The sequence below is a fragment of the Solwaraspora sp. WMMA2059 genome (genome assembly GCF_027497315.1).
GTDB lineage: Bacteria > Actinomycetota > Actinomycetes > Mycobacteriales > Micromonosporaceae > Micromonospora_E.
On the sequence record NZ_CP114908.1, the window covers coordinates 2,079,691 to 2,099,338 of the forward strand.

General features: G+C 71.8%; 22 protein-coding genes. 12 read left to right on the forward strand and 10 right to left on the reverse strand.

The genetic code is table 11. The annotated features are described in order from the left end of the window. Positions 1–29 precede the first annotated feature (29 nt). The 3 genes from O7553_RS09520 to O7553_RS09530 form a co-directional block, all read right to left on the reverse strand. Positions 30–533, reverse strand: coding sequence for a hypothetical protein (locus O7553_RS09520; RefSeq protein WP_281554454.1), 504 nt, complete (start codon positions 531–533; stop codon positions 30–32). Positions 534–588: 55 nt separating this feature from the next. Next, a complete protein-coding gene (locus tag O7553_RS09525; protein WP_281554455.1) occupies positions 589–2,226 on the reverse strand; it encodes an ATP-dependent DNA helicase RecQ in 1,638 nt (545 codons plus the stop codon). Between the two features lie 97 nt (positions 2,227–2,323). After that, entirely contained in the window at positions 2,324–2,458 is a 135-nt protein-coding gene (locus O7553_RS09530) for a hypothetical protein (RefSeq protein WP_281554456.1), read from the reverse strand. 129 nt (positions 2,459–2,587) lie between these two features. Between O7553_RS09530 and O7553_RS09535 the strand changes: the two genes are divergently transcribed. Then, positions 2,588–4,291 (forward strand): glycoside hydrolase family 3 protein, encoded by a 1,704-nt coding sequence (locus O7553_RS09535; RefSeq protein ID WP_281554457.1) that lies wholly within the window; start codon positions 2,588–2,590, stop codon positions 4,289–4,291. On the opposite strand, the gene O7553_RS09540 is transcribed toward O7553_RS09535, so the two are convergent. After that, complete coding sequence (locus O7553_RS09540) at positions 4,247–5,341, reverse strand: PQQ-dependent sugar dehydrogenase (protein ID WP_281554458.1); 1,095 nt, start codon at positions 5,339–5,341, stop codon at positions 4,247–4,249. The genes O7553_RS09535 and O7553_RS09540 overlap by 45 nt on opposite strands. Continuing rightward, the gene (locus O7553_RS09545; protein WP_348650124.1) at positions 5,334–5,612 is read right to left on the reverse strand and encodes a GNAT family N-acetyltransferase; all 279 of its coding nucleotides are present in this window, start codon (positions 5,610–5,612) and stop codon (positions 5,334–5,336) included. The genes O7553_RS09540 and O7553_RS09545 overlap by 8 nt, the downstream gene beginning before the upstream one ends. Positions 5,613–5,878: 266 nt before the next feature. Here O7553_RS09545 and O7553_RS09550 point away from each other — a divergent pair, with 266 nt between their 5' ends. The 7 genes from O7553_RS09550 to O7553_RS09580 all read left to right on the forward strand — a co-directional run bounded on the left by O7553_RS09550 (position 5,879) and on the right by O7553_RS09580 (position 9,952). Continuing rightward, positions 5,879–6,196, forward strand: coding sequence for a hypothetical protein (locus tag O7553_RS09550; RefSeq protein ID WP_281555544.1), 318 nt, complete (start codon positions 5,879–5,881; stop codon positions 6,194–6,196). 108 nt (positions 6,197–6,304) lie between these two features. Then, positions 6,305–7,069, forward strand: a complete 765-nt coding sequence (locus O7553_RS09555) for a DUF1206 domain-containing protein (RefSeq protein ID WP_348650087.1) — start codon at positions 6,305–6,307, stop codon at positions 7,067–7,069. Positions 7,070–7,154: 85 nt separating this feature from the next. Continuing rightward, positions 7,155–8,408, forward strand: a complete 1,254-nt coding sequence (locus O7553_RS09560; RefSeq protein ID WP_281554461.1) for a mechanosensitive ion channel domain-containing protein — start codon at positions 7,155–7,157, stop codon at positions 8,406–8,408. A 50-nt stretch (positions 8,409–8,458) separates the two neighbouring features. Beyond that, positions 8,459–8,881, forward strand: a complete 423-nt coding sequence (locus O7553_RS09565; protein WP_281554462.1) for a phage holin family protein — start codon at positions 8,459–8,461, stop codon at positions 8,879–8,881. After that, positions 8,878–9,186 carry a DUF3618 domain-containing protein gene (locus tag O7553_RS09570; RefSeq protein ID WP_281554463.1) on the forward strand — a complete coding sequence of 103 codons (309 nt, stop codon included), beginning with the start codon at positions 8,878–8,880 and terminating at the stop codon, positions 9,184–9,186. Before O7553_RS09565 ends, O7553_RS09570 begins: the two co-directional genes overlap by 4 nt. Further along, positions 9,183–9,455 (forward strand): DUF4235 domain-containing protein, encoded by a 273-nt coding sequence (locus O7553_RS09575; protein WP_281554464.1) that lies wholly within the window; start codon positions 9,183–9,185, stop codon positions 9,453–9,455. The genes O7553_RS09570 and O7553_RS09575 overlap by 4 nt, the downstream gene beginning before the upstream one ends. Positions 9,456–9,748: 293 nt before the next feature. Then, entirely contained in the window at positions 9,749–9,952 is a 204-nt protein-coding gene (locus tag O7553_RS09580; protein WP_007075740.1) for a cold-shock protein, read from the forward strand. Positions 9,953–10,096: 144 nt separating this feature from the next. On the opposite strand, the gene O7553_RS09585 is transcribed toward O7553_RS09580, so the two are convergent. Continuing rightward, complete coding sequence (locus tag O7553_RS09585) at positions 10,097–11,080, reverse strand: aldo/keto reductase (protein ID WP_281554465.1); 984 nt, start codon at positions 11,078–11,080, stop codon at positions 10,097–10,099. 141 nt (positions 11,081–11,221) lie between these two features. Here O7553_RS09585 and O7553_RS09590 point away from each other — a divergent pair, with 141 nt between their 5' ends. Next, positions 11,222–12,241, forward strand: coding sequence for an adenosine deaminase (locus tag O7553_RS09590; RefSeq protein ID WP_281554466.1), 1,020 nt, complete (start codon positions 11,222–11,224; stop codon positions 12,239–12,241). Here the strand turns inward: O7553_RS09590 and O7553_RS09595 are convergent. From O7553_RS09595 to O7553_RS09610, 4 genes are all read right to left on the reverse strand, one after another. Beyond that, complete coding sequence (locus tag O7553_RS09595; protein ID WP_281554467.1) at positions 12,217–12,411, reverse strand: hypothetical protein; 195 nt, start codon at positions 12,409–12,411, stop codon at positions 12,217–12,219. The two genes, O7553_RS09590 and O7553_RS09595, sit on opposite strands and share 25 nt — an antisense overlap. A gap of 237 nt (positions 12,412–12,648) precedes the next feature. After that, positions 12,649–14,058, reverse strand: coding sequence for a HAMP domain-containing sensor histidine kinase (locus O7553_RS09600; protein WP_281554468.1), 1,410 nt, complete (start codon positions 14,056–14,058; stop codon positions 12,649–12,651). A 29-nt stretch (positions 14,059–14,087) separates the two neighbouring features. Next, a complete protein-coding gene (locus O7553_RS09605; protein WP_123601096.1) occupies positions 14,088–14,777 on the reverse strand; it encodes a response regulator transcription factor in 690 nt (229 codons plus the stop codon). A gap of 124 nt (positions 14,778–14,901) precedes the next feature. After that, positions 14,902–16,044: a class I SAM-dependent methyltransferase gene (locus tag O7553_RS09610; RefSeq protein WP_281554469.1), complete on the reverse strand. Its 1,143-nt coding sequence runs from the start codon at positions 16,042–16,044 to the stop codon at positions 14,902–14,904. A 206-nt stretch (positions 16,045–16,250) separates the two neighbouring features. On the opposite strand from O7553_RS09610, the gene thrS reads away from it, so the two are divergent. The 3 genes from thrS to O7553_RS09625 all read left to right on the forward strand — a co-directional run bounded on the left by thrS (position 16,251) and on the right by O7553_RS09625 (position 19,592). Next, the gene (gene thrS / locus O7553_RS09615) at positions 16,251–18,308 is read left to right on the forward strand and encodes a threonine--tRNA ligase (protein WP_281554470.1); all 2,058 of its coding nucleotides are present in this window, start codon (positions 16,251–16,253) and stop codon (positions 18,306–18,308) included. A gap of 114 nt (positions 18,309–18,422) precedes the next feature. Beyond that, entirely contained in the window at positions 18,423–18,899 is a 477-nt protein-coding gene (locus O7553_RS09620) for an HIT domain-containing protein (RefSeq protein ID WP_281555545.1), read from the forward strand. 84 nt (positions 18,900–18,983) lie between these two features. Next, positions 18,984–19,592 (forward strand): TetR/AcrR family transcriptional regulator, encoded by a 609-nt coding sequence (locus tag O7553_RS09625; RefSeq protein ID WP_281554471.1) that lies wholly within the window; start codon positions 18,984–18,986, stop codon positions 19,590–19,592. Positions 19,593–19,648: the final 56 nt, after the last annotated feature.

Consider the following 19,648-nt stretch of genomic DNA (forward strand, 5'->3'; position numbering starts at 1 on the left):
AACCGCCCGCACACCGGGAGTCCTCCCATTCAGTCGTTGAGCACGTGGGCGAGCCGGTCGCGGAACCGCCGCTCCGACTCGGTCACCGCCTCGCCGCCGATACCCAGCACCCCGCCGGTGGTCGCGGCGCCTACCACCTGTTCGGCGATGCCGACCAGCCAGTGCTTGTACGCCCCGGCCTCACCGTCGTCCACCCGGTCGGCGAGCAGTCGGGCCGCCGTACCCGCCCGGGCCAGTACGTCGGCGATCAGCGCCTGCGGGTCGGCCGGTTCGATCACCGGCAACTCCTCGCCGGTCTCCGGATCGCCGACCCGGCTGACCAGTTCCCCGGCGACCGCGGTGACCAGCGGGCTGGCCGACTCCCGGCCGGCGCCGATCGTCTCCAGCCCGGCGGCGTTCTCCGCCCGGGTCCGCCGTCCACCGTCGGACTCGGCCGCGCTGGCCGCGTTCAGCACCGCCTGCGGCAGCCCGACCAGCAGCCCCCATTCCTCGTCGGAGAACCCGAGTTCGGTGTACACCGGCAGTTCCGTCACGCTTTGCCCCTCTCAACCTGCTGTCCGCCGGACCGGTGTCCGACGGTGGTGATCCTCAGCGCTGCTCGGCGGCCAGCAGACCCTGGTCGCTGACCACCGGCACCGACAACGTCTTGTAGCCGACACCGTCGAACAGGACCGTCATCCGGTCCTGCTCGTACCCGAGCACCAGGCCGGCCCCCCATTCCGCGTGTCGCACCATACTGTGTACCGGGAACGGGCCGGCGGCGCCGTCGTCGGCGGTACTGGTCCCGGCGTGGCAACTGTCGCAATGACCACAGACGTCCGTCACATGCTCCCCGAAGTAGGCCAGCAGCGCCCGGGTGCGGCAACCCGTCGCCTCGGCGAAGGCCCGCATCATGTCGGTACGGGAGCGCTGCACGGTCTGGCGACGTCCGGCCGCCGCCACCGCGTCGGCGGCGGCCCGCGCCGGGTCCGGCGCGTAGAAGGGACGGACGGTCTGGGTGCCGGCGACGGTCCGGGCCGCGCCCACCTCTTCCAGCAGGGCGAGCAGCTGGCTCAGCTTGCGGGCGCCGAGCCCGGTGCGGCGGCGCAGCTCGGCGCGGGTCGCCGGCTCGACGTCCAGCACCTCGGCGACGTCCCGCAACTCGTCATGATCGGGCGGGCTGGTGGTGAAGTACCGCTGCAGACCGATGTCCTCGGCCCGCCACAACAGCAGCGCCCGGGCCGGCCGGCCGTCCCGGCCGCCGCGACCGATCTCCTGCAGATAGCTGTCGGGCGAGTCCGGCAGCGCGGTGTGCGCCACCCACCGTACGTCCGGTTTGTCGATGCCCATGCCGAAAGCGGACGTCGCCACCATGACCGGCACCTGCCCGGCGAGGAACTCGTCGTGCAGCTGCTGCCGGGCGGTGGCCGACATCCCGGCGTGGTAGCAGCGGGCCGGGTAGCCGGCGGCGACGAGCTGACCGGCCAGGTCTGTCGCGGCCCGCCGGGTCGGCACGTAGACGATGCCGGGCGGCTGTTCCACGTCGAGCAGGGCGACCAGCCTGCGCCACCGGTAGTCCTCGGTTGGGCAGTGGGCCACCTCGAGGAACAGGTTGTCCCGGTCGAGTCCGGCCACCACCAGGTGCGGATCGGTCAGCCCGAGCCGGTGGACGATGTCGTCGCGCACCGGCGGCGAGGCGGTGGCGGTCAGCGCCACCACCGGAGGGCGACCCAACTGCTCCACCAGGTGGCCGACGGCCAGGTAGTCGGGTCGGAAGTCGTGCCCCCAGGCCGAGACGCAGTGCGCCTCGTCGACCGCGACCAACGCCGGGGACAGCTGACGTACCTCGGCCAGGCGGTCCGGGTCGCACAGCTGCTCCGGTGTGGTGAACAGGAACCGGGCCCGACCCTCACGGACGTCGTCGAGCGACGCCCGTCGCTGGGCCGGGCTCTCCGCGGAGCTGATCCTTACCGCCCGCAGCTCGGCCTGGCCGCGTTGGTTGAGCGCGGCGATCTGGTCCTGCTGCAGCGCGAGCAGCGGAGAGATCACCACGGTCGGGCCGGGCAGCATGGTGGCCGGGATCTGGTAGACGGCCGATTTTCCGGCGCCGGTGGGCAGCACCACCAAGGCGTCGCGGCCCTTCAGCAGGGCCCGCATCGCGCCGAGTTGGCCGGGCCGCAACGCTGACCAGCCGAAGCGTTGGCGCGCAGCGCGGCGCAGCCGGGGTGAGTGCAGGGGCAGCTTCATCGGATTCCGTGGTTACCCGGCGCCGACCACGGCCAAACGGCCGGTCGGTCCGGTGACCGGTCCGGCCGACCGGTCGGGGCGCTCGCCGGACCCGCGCTCACCGCCCTTTGCCGAACATTGCCCGCAACGCGGCGAGCAGGAGCAGGACACCGAGGACGGCACCGATCACCTGGACACCGGGGATGTCCTGCCAGCTGGTCTCCTCGGCGGCGTACTGGACGAACGGAACCACTCACGCACTGTGCCACACCGGGGCTGCCCGGCGACAGACCGTGCCGTACGGCGGGACCGGCGTCGTCGCCGCAGCGCGGGTCCCGGTTAATAGGAAGGTTTATTGACTAAAACTGTCCGTGATGTGAACATGAGCCGCATGGCCGATTCCAGTCCCAGTGTGCGGCGGATGGCGGCCACCGTGCTGCAGCCCGGATTCCTCGGCACCGGCCCACCGGACTGGGTGCGCCGGTGGGTCGCCGACGGGTTGGGCGCCGTGGTGCTGTTCGCCCGTAACGTCCGCGACCCCGAGCAGGTCGCCGCGCTCACCGCCGCGCTGCGCGCCGAACGGCCGGACGTGCTGGTCGCCATCGACGAGGAAGCCGGTGACGTGACCCGGATCGAATCCGGACACGGCAGCTCCCGACCCGGCAACCTGGCCCTCGGCACGGTCGACGACCCGGAACTGACCCGGCGGGTCGCCTACGATCTCGGCCTGGAGCTGGCCGGCGCGGGAGTCACCGTCAACTACGCCCCGGTTGCCGACGTCAACTCCAATCCGGACAATCCGGTGATCGGGGTACGCGCGTTCGGCGACGATCCGCGCCTGGTAGCCCGGCACACGGCCGCCTGGATTCGCGGGCTGCAGGACGCCGGAGTCGCCGCCTGCGCCAAGCACTTCCCCGGACACGGTGACACCAACGTGGACTCCCACGACGCCGTGCCCCGTATCGACGCCGACCGGATCCGGCTGGACGCGGTGGAGCTGACCCCGTTCCGGGCCGCCATCGCCGCCGGCACCCGGACGATCATGACCGGACACCTGCTCGTGCCGGCGATCGACCCGGCCAACCTGGCCACCCTCAGCCGTGCGGTCCTGGTCGACCTGCTGCGGGACCGGCTCGGGTTCACCGGCGCGGTGATCACCGACGGGATCGAGATGCGGGCGGTGACCCGGCGCTTCGGTCTGGCTGGCGCGACCGTCCGGGCGCTCGCCGCCGGGGTCGACGCGGTCTGCGTGGGCGGCGAACACGCCGACGAGGAGACCGTCCGGCGACTGACCGACGCGATCGTCGACGCGGTCGTCACCGGTCGGTTGCCGGCCCAGCGGCTGGCCGAGGCGGCGGAGCGGATCCGGCAACTGGCGGCCTGGTCGGTGCGGCACCGCCAACCGCACGGCAACGGCTCCGTGCCGGACAGCAACGGGGCCACCACGCTGGTGTCCGCCGGAGCGCCGACCGGCCCGGTACGGTCCGCCATCGGGCTCACCGCCGCCCGGCGCGCGCTGCGGATACGGGCCGAGACCCAGCTGCCACTGACCCGGCCCGCGTACGTGGTGGAGTTCGCGCCGCCGCACAACATCGCCATCGGGGCCGAGACTCCGTGGGGCATCGGCCAGGCCCTGGCCGCGCTGCGGCCCGGGACGCTCACCGTCCGACTGACCGAGCGGGATCTCGACGCGTCGACGGCGGCCGGGGTGGCTGGCCGACCGGTCGAGCCGCTGGACACCGCGCTGCTCGCCGCCCGCCACCACGCCCTTGTCCTGGTGGTCCGCGACCTGCACCGGCATCGGTGGATGTCGGTGGCGGTCGACCGCGCGCTCACCGTCCGACCCGACGCCGTCGTGGTCGAGATGGGGGTACCGGTCCGGGTCACCGGTGACGTGCACCTGTCGACCTACGGGGCGAGCTGGGCGAACAGTCGGGCCGCCGCCGAGCGGCTGGCCGGTTGGCAGACGTCGGTGGCCAGGACCGGCACGCCGGGTCCGACGGTGCCTGTCCCGACCGGGCCGGACCCTACGGCGGACCGGTCAGCCGCTGATCCGCAGGATCCGGTCGTCGTCGCCGGTGGGTGAACCGCGCCCGTCCCGGTTCGAGGTGAGCACCCACAGGCTGCCGTCCGGCGCCACCGCCGCGTGCCGCAGCCGGCCGTACTCGCCACTGAGCAACGTCTCGGCGTCGGTGCCGTCCGGGGCGACCCGGTACAGCCGCTGGCCACGCAGACACGCCAGCCAGAGCCGGCCCTGGTGGTGGGCGAGACCGCTGGGGGAGGCGTCCCGGGGGGCCCAGGTGGCCACCGGATCGACGAACTCCGCCCGGTCGGCCACCCCCTCGACCTCCGGCCAGCCGTAGTTGCCGCCGGCCTCGATTGGGTTCAGTTCGTCGTGCCGGTTCTGCCCGAACTCGCTGGCGTACAGCTGCCCGGCCGGATCCCAGGCCAGTCCCTGTACGTTGCGGTGGCCGAGGCTGAACACCGGCGACCCGGCAACCGGGTTGTCCGCCGGGACGGTGCCGTCCGGTCGCAGCCGCAGGATCTTGCCGGCCAGCCCGGTCGGGTCCTGCGCGGCCCCCCGCTCGCCGGCGTCACCGGTGCCGACGTACAGCATGCCGTCCGGACCGAAAGCGATCCGGCCGCCGTTGTGGGTCGACGCCCGGGGAATCCCGGTCAGGACCGGCTCAGGGGACGTCGTCGGGCCGTCTGGCCCGAGCCGGAACCGAACGATCCGGTTGTCCTCGGCACCGGTGTAGTAGAGGTAGACCCAGCCGTCGGTGGCATGCTGCGGGGACACCGCCACGCCGAGCAGGCCGCCCTCCCCGTCCGGGACAACCCCGTCGACCCCGGTGATCTCCCGGGTGCTGCCCTGCGCGTCCACAGCCAGCAACCGCGCGGTGTCCCGCTCCGTCACCAGGGCCGTGCCGTCCGGTAGGAACGCGAGATCCCATGGTGCGGCGAGTCCGGTCGCGACGACCTCGACGTCGGCCGACGCCTCGGGCGCGTCGGAGATCGTCGGATCGCTGAACCAGCCGAGCCAGCCGCCTGCCGCCACCACCGTGGCGGCCAGCACGAGTACGCCGGCCACCGCGACCGCCGTACGCGCCAGGCCGGGCCGGCGCTGCTCAGTCACCGGCGACCAGCGCGGCGAACTCGGGATGCCGATCGATGTAGGCGGCGATGAACGGGCACTGGGGCACCACCTGCTCTCCACGGTCGCGGATCTGACTGAGCAGCCCGTGGGCGAGGGCGTCACCGGCACCTCGTCCCCGGTACGCGGGATCGATCTCGGTGTGCGTCACGGTCACCGTCGCCGGACCCGGACGGTAGCTGGCGAACCCGGCCAGGCCGTCGTCGATCAGGATCTCGAACCGGTTTCGCGCCGGATTGTCCTCCACCAGCATCGTCACGGTCGGACACCTCCTCGGTTCAGGGGCCGACTCGCCTCAAGGCCGACTCAGCCGGGGCCGACGCGGTCGGCAGGCCGGCACGGCTTCGAGCCTAACCGTCGGCCCGCCGCCTCGCCGGCTGGGTGCGGTGGCTGGCACGAGTGCTCCGGGGCGCCGTCACGAGCGCCAAGTACGCTTGGCCGGTGACCATCGCACCCCAGCTGCCATCCGCCTCCAGCGCCTCCCGATCCACCAGCCGGCGGGCCGGTACCACCTCCCGGATCGCCGCTCTGGCCGCCGGGTTGGCGTTCGGCGCGGCGTTGCTCGCCGGTTGCAGCTCCGAGGGCGCCAGCACCGACTGCGGGCTGGACGCCTGCACGGTGACCTTCTCCCGGGGAGTCGAGGCCAGTGCGAGCTTTCTCGGCATCGAGGCCCGGTTGATCGGCGCCGAGAGCGACCGGGTCACTGTCGAGGTGGCCGGCGAGCAGGTCACCCTGACCGTCGGCGAGCAGGCCACCGAGGTCGGCGGGTTCGACGTGAGCCTTGAGCGGGCCACCGATTCGGAGGTGGCGATCCGGGTCGCCCGGCAACTGGGCTGACCACCGGTCGGGCACGTTTGGTGGCGGCGCTGACCGGTCATATGGAGCGCCATGCCGAAAACCAGGGATGCCCAGCGCACCGCCCACCAGCTTGGTAACAGTCGATCCTTGAAGCTGCTCGCCAGAGCCGGCTTCCTCGGGTACGGCCTGGTGCACCTGCTGGTGGCCTGGCTGGCACTGCAGATCGCCTTCGGCCGCCCGGCCGCCGACGGCGACCAGTCCGGCGCGCTGCGTACCCTCGCCGCGCAGCCGCTCGGCGGGGTGCTGCTGATCGCCGTCGCGGTCGGGTTGGCCGCGATGGCGGTGTGGCAGGGCATCGAGGCCGCCGTCGGGCACCGTGCCGAGCAGGGCAACAAGCGGACGGTCGAACGGGTCATCTCGGTCGGGCGGACCGTGGTCTACCTGTCCTTCGCCTGGACCGCCGTCCAGGTGTTCCGCAACGCCAACGCCGACACCGCCGACCAGCAGCAGGCGATGAGCGAACGGGTGATGTCCGCCCCCGGCGGCCGGTGGCTGGTCGGGTTCGCCGGCCTGGTGGTGATCGGCATCGGTGCCGGGATGGTCGTCAACGGCGTCACCCGGCGGTTCGCCGAACACCTGCGGACCGGGGCGATGAACGCCCGGGTGCGCAAGGTCGTCTGCCGGCTGGGTACGGCCGGCTACGTCGCCAAGGGTGTCGCCTACGGCACCGCCGGGGCGCTGCTGGTGACCGCTGCCGTCCAGTTCGAGCCGGAGCAGGCCCGGGGCCTGGACGCAGCCCTGCACACCCTGCGCGAGCAGGCGTTCGGGTCTGTCCTGTTGGCACTGGTAGCGGCCGGCTTTGCCGCCTTCGGTGTCTACTGCTTCGCCCAGTCCCGCTACCGGAAAGTGTGATCTAGCACCCATGGCATGGCCCAACTTCACCCGGCATCATTGACCTTTTGTCACTATTGATGGCGATGTGGAGGGGGATCCATCCGTGCATCCGGTTGTCTGGACGGTGCTCGTCACGGTCGCGGCGGCGGTACTCGCGGTGACCGCGGTGGCGATCGGCCACCGGGTCGTCCGGCGTCTCGGCCGACGTTCCGTACTGCTCGCCGAGGTCTCGACCCACGCGCACCGGGCGACGCGGGCGGCCGCGACCGTGACGGCCATTCAGCTCGCGGTCCGTTTCTCGACCGGTTACGCGGTCGGTGAGCCGTGGCGGCGTACCACCTTGCACCTGCTGGTCCTCGCGATGATCGCGGCGTGTGCCTGGCTGGTCGGGGCGCTGCTGCTGGCCATGGAGGACACCACGCTGGCCCGGTTCCGCACCGACGTGCCGGACAACCGGCACGCCCGCCGGCTGCACACCCAGGTGGTGATGCTGCGTCGGGTCACCATCGCCGTGATCGTCATCCTCACCGTCGGGGTGATGCTGATGACCTTCCCGGCGGTACGCGGTGTCGGCGCGAGCCTGCTCGCCTCCGCCGGGGTGATCGGTGTGGTCGGCGCGCTGGCCGCGCAGAGCCTGCTGAGCAACGTCATCGCCGGGCTGCAGTTGGCCTTCAGCGACGCGGTTCGTATCGACGACGTCGTGGTGGTCGAGGGTGAGTGGGGCCGGATCGAGGAGCTGACGCTCAGCTACGTGGTGGTGCACATCTGGGACGATCGGCGGCTGATCCTGCCCACCTCCTACTTCACCACCACGCCGTTCCAGAACTGGACCCGGACCAAGGCCGCGGTGCTGGGCACCGCCGAGTTCGACCTGGACTGGTCGGTTCCGGTCCAGGCCATGCGCGAGGAACTGCGCCGACTGGTGGAGGGCACCGAGCTGTGGGACGGCCGGGTGTGTGTGCTGCAGGTGACCGACGCCACCGGCGGTACGGTCCGGCTGCGGGCCCTGGTCAGCGCCGCCGACTCGCCGAGCCTGTGGGATCTGCGGTGCCAGGTCCGCGAACACCTGGCCAGTTGGGTCCGCGAACAGCGACCGACCGCGCTGCCCCGGTGGCGGGCCGAGGTCGGCGACGGGGACAGCCTGCTGGACTGGCTGGACCTGCGGCACCGGCCGGTCACCGGCGGGCAGCGCAACGGCCGTCACCCGGCCGGACCGGTTACGTCCACCACTGGCGGCGGGCACGAGGTACCCGACGACGCCCGGCTGTTCGGTGGTGACGCCGAGGGCGACGCCCGTGCGTCGGTCTTCGTCGGACCCGAGGAATCCGCCGCCGGGGATCGCAGTCAGCAGGATTGACGAAGGTCCGGGCCGGGCATACAGCGGCGAACAGCGGGAAAGGAGGCACCATGGCCGACACTTTGCACCGGCCGCCCGCCGAGCGGTCCACCGCGGAACTCGTGCAACAGGCCGGTGAGCAGATATCGCGACTGGTGCGCGACGAGATCGCGCTCGCCCGTGCCGAACTGACCGAAAAGGGAAAGCATGCCGGACTGGGGATCGGGCTGTTCGGCGGTGGCGGGGTCATCGCGCTCTACGGCCTCGGTGTGCTGATCGGCGCCGGCGTGCTGCTGCTCGCCCAGGCCTGGCCGCCGTGGCTGGCCGCCCTGGCCGTCGCGGTGCTGCTGTTCCTGGTCGCGGGCGTGTTGGCGCTCGCCGGGCGACGGCAGGTCCGTCAGGCGGCACCGCCGGTGCCGACGGCGGCGGCGGACAGCGTACGGGCGGACGTGACGGTGGTCGGCGCGGCAATGAAGCGGGGGCGGCAGTCGTGACGTCGCACAACGGCAGGTCCGGTAACGGCACCGGCGATCTTGACCTGCTCCGGGCCGAGATCCGGCAGACCCGGGCCGAACTGGGCCAGACGGTGCAGGCGCTGGCCGCTAAGACCGACGTGAAAAGCCGGCTGCGGCTGGGGGCCGACCGCGCCCGGCTGCGGCTGCGTGATACGGCCCGACAGGCGGCGGCCACGGCGCGCCGGCCCGACCGGCGTACCGTCACGGTCCCGGCCCTGGTGGTGGCCGGCACGGTGGTGACGGTGGTACTGGTGTGGTTGACGAGGAGAGGGAGGCGCGGGTGAGCAAACCGCTCAACAAGTTGGCCTACCGGCCGGTCGGCCTGGTGCTCGGCCTGGCGGCGGGTGCCCTGGCCGGGGCGATATTCCGGCAGGTGTGGAAGCTCGCCGCCGGCGACGACGAGGCACCCAACGCCATCGACGAGGAGCGTGGTTGGGGCGAGGTGCTGGCTGCGGCCGCACTGCAGGGGGCGATCTTCTCAGTCGTCCGGGCCGCGGTGGATCGCGGCGGCGCGACCGGCGTGCGCCGGCTCACCGGCCGTTGGCCGTCGTGAGCGCCGCCGCCGCTGGTCAGAGGCGCGACGACCAGACCGGACCGGGCCCGGACGGCGACCAGATTCGGGCACGCCACGAGGGCGCGAACGGCGTCTCAGGTCACATGTCGGAGACGTTCGTCAGGTAGGCTGTGCGAAGTTTTTGCGTACGTGGTTTGCTGTCCACGCTGTTGCGAGACAGCGTGGGTTGAGAGAAGTCCTCCTTCGTCGGGGGCCACCTCAGGCGCCGCTGCTCGAAAACGGCCAACCGGCCGCACGGCGTGCTTGGCCGCCAGTTTCAGAAGGAGATACACATGGCGCAGGGAACCGTGAAGTGGTTCAACGCAGACAAGGGCTTCGGCTTCATCACCGTCGACGGCGGGGGTGCTGACGTGTTCGTCCACTTCTCGGCCATCCAGACCAGCGGCTACCGCACGCTGGAGGAGAACCAGCGGGTCGAGTTCGAGATCGCCCAGGGCCAGAAGGGTCCGCAGGCCGAGCAGGTCCGCCCGATCTGACCTCGGTCGCCGGTGCCGTCCGGCGGTCGGGCTGGCACCGACCCGCGAAGGTCGTGACGAGGGCCCCGTTGTTCCGGCCGGAACAACGGGGCCCTCGCTCGTGCGCGACCGGGCCCCTGCTCGTGCGCAGCGCCGGGCGGCGGGTCACCACCGGTGGTGCACCTGGGGCCGGATCAGGTCGTCGTAGACCTCCCGCACCGTCCGCTGGGTGGCGTCGTCCAGCGGCGCGAGCTCCGCGGCTGCCGCGTTGCCCTGCGCCTGGGCGGGGTTGCGGGCACCAGGAATCGCCACCGTCACCCCGGGCTGGTCCAGGATCCAGCGCAACGCGAACTGGGCCATGGTGGCCTGCGGCGGCACCAGTGGGGCGAGCCGACGCACGGCGGCCAACCCGGTGTGGAAATCGACTCCGGAGAACGTCTCACCGACGTCGAACGCCGAGCCGTCCCGGTTGAAGGTGCGGTGGTCGTCGGCGGCGAACCGGGTGTTCTCGTCGTACCGGCCGGAGAGCAGGCCACTGGCCAGCGGCACCCGGGCGATGATCCCGACCCCGGCGGCGGCAGCGGCCGGCAGCACCCGCTCCAGCGGCTTGAGCCGCAACGCGTTGAGGATGATCTGCACGCTGGCCACGCCCGGCCGGGCGATCGCGGCCAGCGCCTCGTCGACCGTCTCCACGCTCACGCCGTACGCGGCGATTCGCTGCTCGGCGACGAGGGCGTCCAGCGCGTCGTAGACCGCGTCGGTGCGCAGCACCTCGGTCGGCGGACAGTGCAACTGGACCAGGTCGAGGCGGTCGACGCCGAGGTTCGCCCGGGACCGGTCGGTCCAGGCCCGGAAGTTGTCCAGCACGTACGCGGACGGGTGCTGCGCCACCCGGCGTCCCATCTTGGTGGCGACGAACAGATCGTCGCCGGCCGACTCCCGCAGGAACCGGCCGATGATCCGTTCGCTGCGCCCGTCGCCGTACACGTCGGCGGTGTCCAGGAAGGTGGTGCCGGCTTCGACGGCGGCGCGCAGCGTTGCCTCCGCCTCGTCCTCGCTGACCGTCCCCCAGTCGGCGCCGAGTTGCCAGGCACCCAGACCGATCGCCCCTACCGTGCGGCCGAGCCGCGGAAACGTACGCTTGTCCACCGGGCGAGCCTAGACGACCGCCCGAGCGGTACGCTCGGCGCAGCCGGGCCCCCGTCGGGGATGTCCGTTTTCCCGAGGAGGTCGAACGCCACGGTGAGCCAGCAACCGTCGTCTCCGCCCGTGCTGTCGGAGTCTCAGTCCGTGCTGTCGGACTTCATCGCCGGGCTGCCGAAGGTCGAGCTGCATGTGCACCATGTCGGGTCGGCGTCGCCGCGGATCGTCGCCGAGCTGGCCCAGCGGCACGAGGGGCGGTCCCCGGTCCCCGCCGACGAGGCCGCGTTGGCCGACTACTTCGTGTTCCGCGACTTCGCACACTTCGTCGAGATCTACCTGAGCGTCGTCGATCTGATCCGCGACGACGAGGACGTCTGGGTGCTCACCCATGAGGTGGCCCGCGAGTTGGCCGCCCAGCAGGTCCGGTACGCCGAGCTGACGGTGACGCCGTACTCGCACGTGCGGCGTGGCATTCCCGCGCCCGCGTTGTGCACGGCGATCGAGGACGCCCGGCGACGGGCCCGCGCCGACTTCGGCATCGAGCTGCGCTGGTGTTTCGACATACCGGGGGAGGCGGGGCTGCCGGCGGCCGAGGAGACGCTGCGGATCTGCCTCGACGAGGCCCCGGACGGTCTGATCAGTTTCGGTCTGGGTGGGCCGGAGATCGGCGTCCCCCGGCCCCAGTTCAAGCCGTACTTCGACCAGGCCCGGGCGGCCGGGCTGCATTCGGTGCCGCACGCCGGCGAGACCACCGGTCCGGAGACGGTCTGGGACGCGCTGCGCGAGCTGGGCGCCGAACGGATCGGCCACGGCACGTCCAGCGTGCGGGACCCGGAGCTGGTGGCGTTCCTGGCGGAGCGGCGGATTCCGCTGGAGGTGTGCCCGACGTCCAATCTGCGCACCGGCGCGGTGCCGCAGCTGTCCGCGCACCCGCTCGCCGACATGGTCGCCGCCGGCCTGCTGGTGACGATCAACTCCGACGACCCGCCGATGTTCGGCACCAGCCTCAACCAGGAGTACGCGGTGGCCGCGTCCCTGTTGCGGGCCGGCCCGCAACAGCTCGCCGGCCTGGCCCGCGACGCGGTGACCGCCTCGTTCCTGTCCGCCGCCGAGAAGCGGCGGCTGCGGGACGAGATCGACGGCTATCTGGCGGCGCAGGTCGCGTAGCTCGGGTCCTGCCAGCAGGCGAGGACCGCGACCACCAGCGCGCCGATCACCGTCATCCAACGCAGCACCTGCCGTGTGGTGATCGGCCTGGCTTCGTCCTGGTCGACGGTGGGTGATCCGGCTGGCGGTGGCTCAGCGGCCGGCGGCGGCGCAGCGGCTGACGGTGACACGTCGACCTGCCTCTGTCCAGGGTGGGCGCGCGGCGGGACATCGATGTTGGGGACCGGGCCCCGCCGCGCGCAAGCGTCCCTGGACTGGGGATTTGGGACGGTACTGCGGGTGAGTCGTCCAGGAAACGCCGATGGGTTCGGAACAGATGCTGCCATCCGGCGCAGGGCCTGCGGAACGACGTTAAGCCAGACCTAAGGAATACTTGTGCCGGCGAAGACCCGGCCGTGATCTGCCGGTCAGCGCGGCGCCGGCCGGCGACGGGTCCGGCCCCGGCCCCGCTCCCGCTCCCGCTCCCGGTCGCGTTCCCGGGCCAGCCGGCCGACCAGCCCGAACCGGCTCATCGGGCGGGGTGGGGCGGCCTCGGCGTCGGCGAGCAGCATCACCACGCTCGCCCCGCCGAGCCGGGCCCGGTCCAGGCTGACCGACCCGTTCGCCTGCAACGCCACCCGACGGGCGATGTCCAGGCCGAGCCCGGTGGAGCCCTGGTCGCTGGCGCCGCGCCGCAGTGCCCGGTCCGGGTTGGCGATACCCGGCCCGGCGTCGTCGACCCGGATCGCCACGTACCCGTCCCGGCGGGACACCGCCACCTCGAACGCGGTGCCCTGCGGCGTGTAGCGGAACACGTTGCCGAGCACCGCGTCGAGCGCGGCCGCCAGCTCGGCCCGGGGCACCGGCACCGGGGTCCGCAGCTGCGCGCCGATCACGTTGTACGGCCGGTTCTGGTCGCCGGCCAGCGCCGACCAGAAGACCATCCGGTCGCGGACCACCTCGGCGACGTCGCAGCTGCCCTGGCCGACCTCCTGGGTGACCGTCTTGCGGGTCGTGTTGATCAGAACGTCGACCTCACCCTCCAGGGTGACGATCGCCTGACGGATCCGGCGGATCGTCCGCCGCCGGTCCAGCTCGGCCTCGCTGAACGAGCCGACGCTGGTGTCGTCGGAGTCGAGCGCGTCGGCGTCCAGCCGCAGTACGGTCAGCGGGGTGCGTAGCCGGTGGGACAGGTCGGCGACGAGTTCACGTTCGTCGGTGCGGGAGGTGACCAGCCGGTCCGCCATCCGGTTGAACGCGTACCCGGCCTCGGCCAGCTCGCGCGGCCCGTCAGGCTGGATGCGTACCGCTAGATCCCCGTCACCGACCGCCATCGCCGCGTCGACCAGCCCTTTCGTCGCGGCGACGGCGCGCGCGGCGATCCGGTCCACGACGATGACCGAGCAGACGACCAGACCTGCGGCGATGCCGACCAGCAGCAGCCAGGTGCCGGCCGCACCCCGGTTGAGCTCGCCGTCGGCGACGAAGACCTCGACGACGGTGACCGCCTCACCGACCGTGACCGGCTCCAGGTGCAGCACCCCGCCGTCGGTGGCCACCACCGTCGGCCCGGTGCCGGCGGCGGCGTCGGTGACCTGCTGGCTGGTCGCGCGTACGGTGCCGACCGGGTCGAGTCCGTGCACCACCGGCTGCCGGTCGGTGCTCTCGCCGAGACCGGCCACGGCCCGGCGGACCCCTTCCGGGTCGTTGCTGACCGCCAACGCGCCGCGCACCACGGCGGCACGCCGGGCCGCGTCGGCCAGTGCCTGCTCGCGGGTCTCCCGCTGCAGCTGCAGGCCGAGCGGGATGAGGAAGGCCAACGCGATGATCGATGCCATGCCGGCCCCGAGGTAGGCCAGCGCCAACCTCAGTCCGGTACCACCAGCCGGAAGCCGACCCCCCGCACGGTGCGCAGGTAGCGCGGCTTCGCTGCGGATTCGCCCATTTTGCGGCGAAGCCAGTAAAGATGCACGTCGATGGTCTGGTCCTCGCCGACCGACGGCTGCCGCCATACCTCCTCCAACAGCTCCCGGCGGGACACTACCCGACCTGGGCGGGCGGCCAGATAGGCCAGCAGGTCGAACTCCTTGCGGGTCAGCGCCAGGGCCTCGCCGTCCAGCGTGGCGCTGCGTTCGCCGACGTCGACCCGCAGCCCACCGACCTGGTGCACGGCGGGCGGCACCGACCGGCTCGCCCGGCCGGCCCGGCGCAGCACCGTGGTGATCCGGGCGTCCAGGTGCGCGCCGGTGAACGGCTTGACCATGTAGTCGTCGGCCCCGGCCCGCAGCAGCCGGACGATCGCCTGCTCGTCGTCGCGGGCGGTGGCGATGATGATCGGCACGTCGGTGATGCCGCGCAGCATCCGCAACGCGTCCGACCCGTCCAGGTCCGGCAGGCCCAGGTCGAGAACCACCAGGTCGGGGGTTTCCGCGGCGACCCGGCGTAGCGCGTCCAGGGCGGTGCCGACCGCATGGACCGCGTGCCCGCGGTCGGCCAGCGAGCGCAACATGGCGCCGCGCACAACGTGGTCGTCTTCGACCAGGAGCACCGTAGCCACCTCACGACCGTACTGCCCCTGGCAAGTCGGCGGTGACCGCGGTCACCGCGCACGGCGGCGCAGTCCGACGTACGTCGCGGTCCCGTCGACGACGATCGCTGGGTCGGTCGCCGCCGACGATGGCTCAGGGCAGCCGCAACACCCAGCGGTACGCCTGCACCATCCCGGTGTCGAAGCCGGCCGCCGACCCCCACAGGAAGATCCGGAACCGCCGGTACATCGGCTCCCCCCAGCGCTGCACCACCTCGTCCCGGGCCGCGTCCAGCCGCCGGGCCCATTCCCGGCAGGTCAGGTAGTAGTTGTGCCGGTCATCGGCGATGCTGCACAGCTCGAACGGGGAACGGGCCACGTGCCGCAGGTACTGGTGCAGCAGCAGCGGCGCGGACCGGCCCGGATAGATGTAGCGCTTCATGAACGCCGACGCGACGTGCTTGCGCCGCATCGCCAGCGCGTCGAGGTAGACCCGCCCGCCGGGCCTGAGCAGCTCCGCGTACTTGCGCAGGCTGCGGCGGTAGTCCGGCAGGTGCTCGGTCACCCCCATGTTGACGATCGCGTCGTAGCGACGCTCGTCGGTGAAGCCGAAGATGTGCTGCCGCACCACCCGTACGTCGAGCTGCTCCCGATCGAACAGGTCGACGAGGTAGCGCTCCGACTCCCGCGACAGGGTCGTGGTGGTCACCTCGATGCCCTGCCGGGCCGCGTGTTCGGCGAACGCACCCCAGCCGCCGCCCACCTCCAGCACCCGGTCACCCGGCTTGACCCCGATCGCCTCCAGCGCCAGGTCCATCTTGCGGGTCATCGCGTCCTCGAGCGGCTCGTCGTCGGCGGCGAACACGCCCTCCGTGTAACAGCGGTGCCGGGTGTCGAGGAAGGTCAGGAAGAACTCCGACTCCGAGTCGTAGTGGTGGGAGATCGCCCGTCGGTCGTCCTCCCGCCGGCCGCGCAGCAGCCCGGTGAACACGCCGGAGAACCGGGCCACCGGATGCAGGTCGGTGAAGAACGCCCGCATCCGCAGCGCGGCGGACAGGTCACCCTCCACGTCCAGCCAGCCCTGCAGGTACGCCACGGCGACCGCGAACTGGTCCAACGCGGCCAGCGCCCGGGCACCACGGGGGTGACGTACGGCGATGGTGAACTGCGGGTCGCCCGGGCCGAAGCGGTGCTCCGTCCCGGCGACGTCCAGCACGGCGAACGGCACCGGCCGCCGGCTGGCGAAAAATGAGTCGTATCGGCGCCGCAGAGCGCCGACCATGTCGGTGGCAGCCACGGCGTCAATCTAACGCCGGAACCGGGTCGACGTCAGGGCGTTGCAACAGGACCGACACCCGGTGACGCCGACGTGGGGCGATAGCATCATGGCCGGCCGGGCCCGCCCCGGCCACCGGAGCGTCGTCGCCGACCCTGCCGGACCACCGAGCCACCGAGCCACCGAGCCACCGTACGCACCGATTCATCGACCGTGAGGAGCCCGTCGTGTCCGCAAGCGCAGCCAGTCCCCAGGCCGAACCCGTCGTGGTCCCGGCCGGGACCACGGCCGCGGACGCGATCGCCGCCGCCGGTCTGCCGGTGAACGGCCCGAAGGCGATCGTCGTGGTCCGCGACCCCGACGGCACCCTGCGTGACCTGGACTGGTCACCGGAGGCCGAGACCGGGGTCGAGCCGGTCGCCCTGGACTCCCCGGACGGGCTCGCGGTACTGCGCCACTCCACCGCGCACGTGCTCGCCCAGGCGGTGCAGGACCTGTTCCCGGAGGCCAAACTGGGTATCGGCCCGCCGATCACCAACGGCTTCTACTACGACTTCGACGTCGCCCGGCCATTCCAGCCCGAGGACCTCGACAAGCTGGAAAAGCGGATGCAGGAGATCATCAAATCCGGGCAGCGGTTCCGGCGGCGGCGGTTCGCCGACCTCGACGCCGCCCGGGCGGAGCTCGCCGACGAGCCGTACAAGCTGGAGCTGGTCGACGTCAAGGGCACCGCCGACTTCGACGCCAGCGAGGTGATGGAGGTCGGCGGCGGCGAGCTGACCATCTACGACAACCTCGACCCGACCTCGGGCAAGACCTGCTGGTCGGACCTGTGCCGGGGCCCGCACCTGCCGTCCACCCGGCTGATCGGCGCGGTCAAGCTGATGCGCAGCGCGGCGGCGTACTGGCGGGGATCCGAGCGCAACCCGCAGCTGCAGCGGATCTACGGCACGGCCTGGCCGACCCGCGACGCGCTCAAGGCGTACCTGAAGCTGCTCGACGAGGCCGCCCGCCGCGATCACCGCAAGCTCGGCGCGGACCTCGACCTGTTCAGCTTCCCGGACGAGATCGGCTCCGGGCTGGCGGTGTTCCACCCCAAGGGCGGCATCATCCGTCGGGAGCTGGAGGACTACTCGCGCCGTCGGCACGAGCAGGCCGGGTACGAGTTCGTCTACTCCCCGCACATCAGCAAGTCCCAGCTGTTCGAGACCTCGGGGCACCTGCCGTACTACTCCGACACCATGTTCCCGCCGGCGGAGATGGAAGGCGCGCAGTACTACCTCAAGGCGATGAACTGCCCGATGCACAACCTGATTTTCCGGTCGCGGGGGCGGTCGTACCGGGAGCTGCCGCTGCGGCTGTTCGAGTTCGGCACCGTCTACCGGTACGAGAAGTCCGGCGTGGTGCACGGCCTGACCCGGGTGCGCGGGTTGACCATGGACGACTCGCACATCTACTGCACCCGGGAGCAGATGCCCGGTGAGCTGCGCTCGCTGCTCGCCTTCGTGCTCGACCTGCTGCGGGACTACGGCCTCGACGACTTCTACCTGGAGCTGTCCACCCGCGACGACTCGGACAAGTTCATCGGCGACCCGGCCGAGTGGGCCGACGCCACCGAGACCCTGCGGCAGGCGGCCATCGACTCGGGGCTGGAGCTGGTGCCCGACCCGGGCGGCGCGGCCTTCTATGGCCCGAAGATCTCGGTGCAGGCCCGTGACGCGATCGGCCGGACCTGGCAGATGTCCACCATCCAGCTGGACTTCAACCAGCCGAAGCGGTTCGGCCTGGAGTACCAGGCCGCCGACGGCACCCGGCAGCAGCCGATGATGATTCACCGGGCGTTGTTCGGGTCGATCGAGCGGTTCTTCGGCATCCTCACCGAGCACTACGCCGGCGCGTTCCCGGCCTGGCTGGCCCCGGTGCAGGTGACCGGCATCCCGATCCGCACCGATCACGGTGACTACCTGGCCGAGTTCGTCGCCATGCTGCGCGCCGAGGGCATCCGGGCCGAGGTGGACTTCTCCGACGACCGGATGCAGAAGAAGATCCGCACCGCCCAGCAGCAGAAGGTGCCGTTCATGGCGATCGCCGGCGATGCCGACGTGTCGGCCGGGACCGTTTCGTTCCGCTACCGCGACGGTTCACAGCGTAACGGAGTGCCGCTGGCTCAGGCGGTGGCCCACGTCGTCGACGTGGTGCGGTCCCGGACCAACGTCAACCCGACCGCGACCGTTCCCGACAGTCAGTCGGGGTCCGACGGTCAGCAGGGGCCCGCCGGGCAGTGAGCCGGGTCGCCGTCGGGTGAGTCCGGCCGGCCGAGCCCGTACGATCATGGGGTGACTGGCACGACCGGACAACCGGGCCCGGATGGCCTGGAACGACTCTGGACACCGCACCGGATGGCGTACATCTCCGGTGCGGACCGGCCCGACGGTGGCTACGACTCGCCGACCGGCTGCCCGTTCTGCCTGGCCCCCGGTCGGCCGGCCGAGCAGAGTCTGGTGGTGGCCCGGGGCGAACGGGTCTTCGCCGTGCTCAACCTCTACCCGTACAACCCCGGTCACCTGTTGATCTGCCCGTACCGGCACGTCGCGGACTACCCGGAGTTGGACCGGGCCGAGACCGCCGAGCTGGCCGAGTTCACCCAGACCGCGATGCGGGTGATCCGCGCCGTGAGCAGCGCGCACGGCTTCAACATCGGGATGAACCAGGGTGGGGTGGCCGGTGCCGGCATCGCCGCCCACCTGCATCAGCACGTGGTGCCCCGGTGGGGCGGGGACGCGAACTTCATGCCGGTGATCGGCCGTACCAAGGTGCTGCCGCAGCTGCTCGCCGACACCCGCGACCTGTTCAGCGGGGCGTGGCCGGCGACCTGACAGGGGTGTCCCCGTTAGCGAAAACTAGTTGTCGAAAACTTGATTTCGGTATCTGGTTTTCGTAGTGTCGGTAGGGGCGAGGAGGTGACGGTGTCGGAGACGCAGGCCAGACCGCGTCGCAGCCGGCTCTCGGCGGAGCGCGAGCAGGAGCTGCTGACGGTCGCACTGGCGATGGTGCGCGAGCGCGGCTACGACGCGGTCACCATCGACGACATCGCGGCTGCGGCAAAGGCCAGCACCGCTACGTTGTACCGGCGCTGGGAGAGCAAGTCGATGCTGGTCATTCGGGCTCTGCAGGCGCAGAAGCCCGCTCCGGCGATCGAAATCGACACCGGCTCCCTCCGCGGCGACCTGCTGGCACTGGCGACGATAGCCAGCGACGCGGCCCGAATCAGGGACTCGCATGACGCGGCCATGACGGGTCTGGCCCGGGACGTGTTGCTCAATCCCGAGCTGATGCTCGCCCTCCGCGAGCTCATGATCGAGCCGCAGATCCAGGCGATGCGTCGGATGCTTCAGCGACACGTCGACGCCGGGCGGATCGGCCCGGACAACCCGGTCCTCGATCTGGTGGACCAGATCCTCCTCGGGCCGTTGCTGGCCGGCCAGCTCTACCTCGGTCACCGGCCCGGCCTGGCCGCCCGAATCGTCGATGAGGTCCTGTTGCCGCTGCTGAGCGCGACGCGCGGCTGAGTCAGCTCCCGCGCCGTCTGGCCCAGGTCATCCGACGAGCTCGTTGCCTGTCCCGA